General features: G+C 62.2%; 6 protein-coding genes. 4 read left to right on the top strand and 2 right to left on the bottom strand.

What is annotated here, in order from left to right; genetic code table 11:
• The coding region (locus tag F758_RS44270) for an Hpt domain-containing protein (RefSeq protein WP_035721357.1) at window positions 1-427 on the bottom strand (427 nt) is incomplete at its 3' end.
• A 638-nt stretch (window positions 428-1,065) separates the two neighbouring features.
• Here F758_RS44270 and F758_RS0120740 point away from each other — a divergent pair.
• Together F758_RS0120740 and F758_RS0120735 are read left to right on the top strand one after the other, a co-directional pair.
• Complete coding sequence (locus tag F758_RS0120740; protein ID WP_024509676.1) at window positions 1,066-1,455, top strand: response regulator; 390 nt, start codon at window positions 1,066-1,068, stop codon at window positions 1,453-1,455.
• Between the two features lie 431 nt (window positions 1,456-1,886).
• Complete coding sequence (locus tag F758_RS0120735) at window positions 1,887-2,135, top strand: hypothetical protein (protein ID WP_024509675.1); 249 nt, start codon at window positions 1,887-1,889, stop codon at window positions 2,133-2,135.
• A gap of 145 nt (window positions 2,136-2,280) precedes the next feature.
• Here F758_RS0120735 and F758_RS0120725 read toward each other — a convergent pair whose 3' ends face one another.
• Window positions 2,281-2,904, bottom strand: coding sequence for a helix-turn-helix domain-containing protein (locus tag F758_RS0120725; protein ID WP_024509674.1), 624 nt, complete (start codon window positions 2,902-2,904; stop codon window positions 2,281-2,283).
• Between the two features lie 360 nt (window positions 2,905-3,264).
• Between F758_RS0120725 and F758_RS0120720 the strand changes: the two genes are divergently transcribed.
• Together F758_RS0120720 and F758_RS0120715 are read left to right on the top strand one after the other, a co-directional pair.
• Complete coding sequence (locus F758_RS0120720; protein ID WP_024509673.1) at window positions 3,265-4,428, top strand: hypothetical protein; 1,164 nt, start codon at window positions 3,265-3,267, stop codon at window positions 4,426-4,428.
• A gap of 487 nt (window positions 4,429-4,915) precedes the next feature.
• Window positions 4,916-6,247, top strand: coding sequence for an MFS transporter (locus tag F758_RS0120715; RefSeq protein ID WP_024509672.1), 1,332 nt, complete (start codon window positions 4,916-4,918; stop codon window positions 6,245-6,247).
• Window positions 6,248-6,290 lie beyond the last annotated feature (43 nt).

Here is a 6,290-nt window from a genome sequence, read left to right as displayed (position 1 = left end):
GCCCAGCCGAGCCTGCCGCGATCAGCGGAGCTGACGCTGCCATCGCCGCCATGCCCTGCGCGACCATCGCCTCGAGCTGGTCGATCAGGTCGCGGTCGTTGCCCTCGGGCTCGGCTTCGGTGGCCTCGAGCCCGGCGAGGATCTCCTTGATGCGGTCGATCGAGGACAAAATCACCGTCACCGCCTCGGCCCGCACCGGCATGCCGTCGCGGAATTTGCCCATCAAGGTCTCGCCGGCATGCGCCAGNGCTTCCAGCCGCGGCAGCCCCAAAAAGCCGCAGGTCCCCTTGATCGTGTGCACCAGGCGGAAGATGTTATCCAGGATCTTGGCGTTGTTCGGCTCCTGCTCGAACTTCACCAGCTGATTGTCGACGGTGTCCAGGCTCTCGCTGGTCTCCGTCAAAAACTCCCGCAACAGATCATCCATCAGAACAAACCTTCCAAGGCTCCGGGCTCCGATCGCCCCTCGTGCCTGATCTTATGGGATTGCAGACCCGGCGCGTCGGCCAGCGATGCGGTGGTGACTTTCGTGATCGGCTCCGCCGGAGAGAGGCCACATATTTCCGTGCTGCAATGAATAGCCCTTCGGGTTTCTCATTCCCGTTAACGGCGTGTTCCGTGCAAATACGGACGCAGGCTGCGCTCGCAGCGGTTGCCGCCGGCGAGCCTTTGCGCGATTTCATGGGGAAATATCGGCGCGAACGTCGTTGTCGGCCGCAATGCCGCGTTGATATCGAAAGCAATTTGCCGGTGTTGTTTAATTGTCCGCTAACCACGCCGCGGAAATTGCGTCGGCGAGCCTGCTTGCGCGGCTCAAAATGACGTGCGGCCGAACGATGGCTTGCGCAGCTCACACGCGGACTGCGCCGATCGCCTTCGTCGGCTGCACATCATGATTGCGCACCCGTAGAACTACGAGAGCTCGCACGATTAACGCGCCGTTCAACCGCTGCTGCTATTTGTCACGATGCTGACGAGCGCGAGTTCAAGACAACATCGAACACCTTCGTTGCTGTGAACGTCTCGCCCCTGTCCGGCCGTTTGCGAACTGTGCGGAGGGAAGACATGGCCTTTGATTTGTCGATGCCGATCCTTGTGGTCGACGATTACAGCACCATGATCCGGATCATCCGCAATCTCCTGCGGCAGCTCGGCTTCGAAAAAGTCGACGACGCCTGCGATGGATCGTCGGCGCTGAACAGGATGCGCGGCAAGAGATATGGGCTCGTGATCTCCGATTGGAACATGGAGCCGATGACCGGCTATGACCTGCTGCGCGAAGTGCGCGCCAGCCCGGAGCTCTCGAAGACTCCCTTCATCATGATCACCGCGGAATCCAAGACCGAAAACGTCATCGCGGCCAAGAAGGCCGGCGTCAGCAACTACATCGTCAAACCGTTCAACGCCGCGACGCTGAAATCCAAGATGGAAGCGGTGTTCGGCCCGGCCGAATAGCCGAGCCGCCGACAAAGCCGCGCTCGGGCGCAGTGATCTTTCCAGAGAACTGCTGCACGATTTGCGCTGGAGCGGTCGCTGATCAACTTGCAGAGCCGGACGAGCCTCTTCAACCAGGCCCCGTCATTGCGAGGAGCGAAAGCGACGACCCGCCGTCGCACGCTCCGCGAGCTATGGCGAGGCGTCACTTGCGCTCGCAATAACGCCGGGGCGCGCCCTTTCGATTCGCTCAGTTCAGCGACTGCGCTAACGCGGCCCTTCGGGTCCCGATGATGCTTCCGGCGCGGCGAACAGTGAAGCCTCCGATCCGACCAGATCGCCGCAGCGGCTCGCGTCCGCGCCATAAGCCGCGGCCGTACTTCTACGGCATCCAATTTTCATATCCGGCTAAGGATGAAAGGAGATAGTCGCGGCAGGCACAGGAGGGCTCCATGTTCACATTCGAAACGGCCGATCAAAGGGAGATGCGGCGTTTCCGTATGGCGCAATTCAACGGGAGAACAGCCACCGTCAGGGCCGGCGACACGACGATCACCGGGCATGTCCGTTCGGTGCAGGAACAGGAAGCAAGCGTTCCGCCGCGCTGGATCATCACCATCATCCCGAACCCGCCGAAGCAGGCAGCCACAGCGCGGCGCGCGGCACCGCACGTCAATTCATTCCGGGAAGACTTTTACTAAAGCGCGATGGGATTAGGTTGGATCGCCGTCGCGCTTCAGATTCTCGTTTTGAGCATGATCCTTTCGGAAAACCGCTTCACACTTTTCCGGATCATGCTCTAAGGGCGACCCGCGACCCCAACGGATTGGCGACCGCGTTTGGCTTTCAGCCGGTACGCTCGCCGATCAGCAGCAGCGCGGCGCGTACCAGCTCCGCGGTGTTACGCGCGCCGAGCTTTCGCATCGCCTCGGCGCGATGGCTCTCGAAGGTGCGCGGGCTGATGCGCATCCGCAACGCGCCTTGCTTGTTGGAGTGGCCTTCGCTGATAAGCTGCAAGACCTCGCGTTCGCGCTTCGTCAGCGGACGCTGGCCAGCCTCGGTGGCGCAGGCAAGGCGTGCCTGGCCGATCTCCCTGGGGCGCACTACGCGCTCCTCGAATTCAAATTTGGCGTTGGTGGCAGGCAGCGCACCTTGCTGGGCTGTGTCGACCTGCTTGACCAGCGCGCAAACCCGTTCGGTTTGTTGGAGCGCGTGATCGACGATCTTCTGCAGGTAAGCCCGATCCTCCGGGCTCTGCGACAGCGCTCGGCTGAGTTGCTTGATCTCGCCCATGTAGAGCAGGAGCGCAGTCAGCGAGCCGTTGAGCTGGCGCGCAATAGCGCCCTCTTCGTCAGCGGCGGCGGCGCGCATGGCCTGTGGCCGGACCGCTTCGAGCGCGGTCAGAGTCGGGCCGCTTGCGACAGCTTCGGCAAGATCGGACTCGGCGAGGCGGCTTTCTTGCTGTGACATGCCCGTTGTTTAACGGACGGCACGCGGCTCCATGGTTAAGAATTTGCACCGTAAGACTACGGAAATCTTGCGAAAAATCCGCAGCCGGAGCGCCATTTTACGCGTTGAGATTGCGGAGGAATCCAGCCTCGCCCGCCAAGGTTGCAAGCGGTAAATGAATCAGCGGCCTGACGATAGCGCTCCGACCTCGCTGCCCGCTTTGCGCACGTAGCCGAGCGCCGCGCGCCCTCGATCGCCCCCGATCACCTTACCATTTATTTAACGATGACTTGCTTTCATGTTCCCGGTTGCGAGCGCGCAAATGCCCCTACGCGACAGGCCGATATCGAGGCTCCGGATGAGTTGCGGAAGTTGCGTGCCATGGTCCAAGCCGAGCGGATCTCAGAATATCTGAAGCAGCTAACTCCGCTCGCGCGGAGCAATCTCTTAAGCGAGCTTGAGCGGCTGGAGGTCTGCGGGCTCGAAATACCCGGCGCTGCCGCGGTCGTTCAGGCGCTGCGCGCCGAATTTCGCAAGGCCGGACAACCCAGCAAAGGGCCAAGCAATCCCTCCAAGCATTTCTTCGCCCCCATCGAGCCTCTGCTGGTTGACGCGGATCCGGACCATGCGAATCCGGGGCGGATCTCGCGCGGGTCGCTGTCGCCGGTCTGGGAATGGATCAGCCATGATCTGCTTCCGACCATGGCGCGCGACTATGCCGCGCAGCTCAAGGAGCTGATCGCAAGCGACAAGAAGCGCGAGCTGCAGCAGGCTGTCGCCACGTTCCAGACCAAAGTCGTCAAGTCGCTCGAGAACACGCTGGCCGCACCGGAGAACGCGGCGCAGATCCGCGGCAAGCTTGCGACCTTCACGGCTTCACAATGCGTCTTCAACGACCTCATCAAGATCGTCTGCGTGCTGCGTGCGCGCGATGCACTGGCGAAGTTCGAAAAAGGGCTGCCGGACAAGATATCGAAGTTCGACGACGGCCGTGTCGCCGCCATGACGAGTCTCCTGGATGAATTCGGCAAGACCAACAAGGAAGCGCTTCCCTTTGCGCTGACGCTCATCGCAAACCGCCTCAGGACGCCCTGGGAATTGATCCGCCTCGCGACCAGGGCGTCACCAAGCAAAGGCGCGCGCGACATCGCCGCCACGCCTTATGCGATCACGGTTTCGATGGTGCTGGATCGGCTCGAGGACAAGAAGCTCGCCTTGCGTTTTGCGCTCAGGAACAACCGCGTCCTCGTCGCCAAGCAGCTTCTGACTGAGATCTACGACACCGAATATGCGCTGCAGGTCCGCATCGACCAGCTCGAACAGTCCGATTGGGGCGCGCGCCTGCGCAGGCTGATGGATGCCATCGCTGCGCTGGTCGAGGCGGAGGTGAGCCGTTTTCCTCCCGATGTCGGCCATGTCCTGGGCTCGCGCAGCTTGAAGAGCCATCAGTCGCTCGCCGGCCGCCTCACCTATCTCGCCTGGAAGGGGCGCGATGCCATGCATGGAGGCGCGACGTTCTGCAAAAAGCTGATCGGACAAACCTGAGCCAACAGGCCCGACGTCCAAGGTGCCCTTGAGCCGCTACGGTCGCTCCACGCGCTGCAGACGCAAAAACCTGTCCAGCAAACGGCCGGACAGGACAAACCTGAACCACCAAGATATCATCCGCCGCATATTCATCGTTTCCGCCTCCTCGGCCCGAGTCCGCAAGAAGCGCGATGAGCTCGCGTCGAACCCGTCATCGCGCTCCGGGTCGTTTGCTTGAGCATGATCTTTCCGGAAAAAGGCGCTGCACAGTTTTCCGGATCATCGCCTCAATAGCCCCGAAACCGGGCTTGCGCCTGTGAGCCGCTTCACATCCGCCTCTGCGTACCGGCGCCGGCCGGCCCCGCGCCGGCGCGCGGGCTTTTCGACCTTCGGATGGTCCCTGCCCGCGCTGCGGAACGGAACCGCCCTGCGGACTGCACGTTCTTTCGGCGGGCAAGATCAACCAAGAACACAGCTTGCCTCGGGGGCGCCAGGAGGGACCCTCATGACTATTTCTCACGCCAATCCGACGCCGCTGTCCTCGCTCGAACATCAGATCCAGCTACGCCGCGCCGTCATCGCTTCCACGATCGGGACCGCGATCGAGTGGTACGATTTCTTCCTCTACTCGACGGTCACGGGCCTGGTCTTCGCAAAACTGTTCTTCCCGCATTCCGATCCCTGGGTCGGCACACTGGAAGCCTTCGCCATCTATGCCGTGGGCTTTGCCGCCCGCCCCGTGGGAGCAGCCATCTTTGGCCATTATGGCGACCGCATTGGCCGCAAATCGACCCTGATCGCGACGCTCCTCTTGATGGGAGTGGCCACCTTTGCCGTGGCGCTGGTGCCGACGTACCAGAGCATCGGCGTCTGGGGCGCCGTCATTCTCACCATTCTGCGCTTTATCCAGGGCGTTGGCGTCGGCGGCGAATGGGGCGGTTCGGTGCTGATGTCGATGGAATGGGCGCGCAGCGACAAGACGCGCGGATTGATCGCGTCATGGCCGCAGTTCGGCGTGCCTTGCGGGCTGTTCTTGGCCAATCTTGCCGTGCTCGCTTTCAGCCAGATGTCGGGCGAACAATTTCTCGCCTGGGGCTGGCGCATCCCCTTCGCGCTGAGCCTGATCCTGGTGGGCGTCGGCCTCTATATCCGGCTCGGCATTCTGGAGACGCCGGTGTTCACGCGCCTCGTGGCGGAGCAGAAGATCGAACGCGCGCCCATGCTCGCCGTGCTGATCGAGCATCCCAAGGAAATCCTGCTCTCGGCGTTCGCGCGCATGTCCGAGCAGGCCCCGTTCTACATTTTCACCGCGTTCATCTTTTCCTACGGTATCGGCTCGCTGAAGGTCTCGCGCGACTTCCTGCTCACCGCCGTGCTGGCGGCCTCGGTGTTGTCGTTCGTTTCGATACCCGTGTTCGGGCATCTATCGGACCAGATCGGCCGCAAGACGATGTATATGATCGGCGCCGCGGTGACCGGCGTGTTCGGCTTCATCTATTTCGGCATGCTCAACACGGGATCGGAACCCATCATCTTCCTTGCGATCTTCCTGTCGCTCGTTCCCCACGACATGCAGTACGGACCGCAGGCCGCGCTGATCGCCGAAAGCTTCACGGGCCGCCTGCGCTACAGCGGCGCTTCGCTCGGCTATCAGCTCGCGTCCGTGATCGCCGGCGGACCGGCGCCGTTGATCGCGACCTGGCTGTACAAGACCTATCAGTCTGCAACTGCGGTCGCGCTCTACATCGCCGCCTGCGCGGTGATTACGCTGATCGCAACCGCGCTGATGACCGACTACACCGGCAAGGACATTTCGGGGGAATACAAGATGCAGTGAACGCGGGCGGCTGGGCATCGCTTCCGCGCCGATCGCCATCTAC

Source organism: Bradyrhizobium sp. ARR65, assembly GCF_000472385.1.
Lineage (GTDB): Bacteria > Pseudomonadota > Alphaproteobacteria > Rhizobiales > Xanthobacteraceae > Bradyrhizobium.
This window is presented reverse-complemented; position numbering and strand designations above follow the sequence as displayed.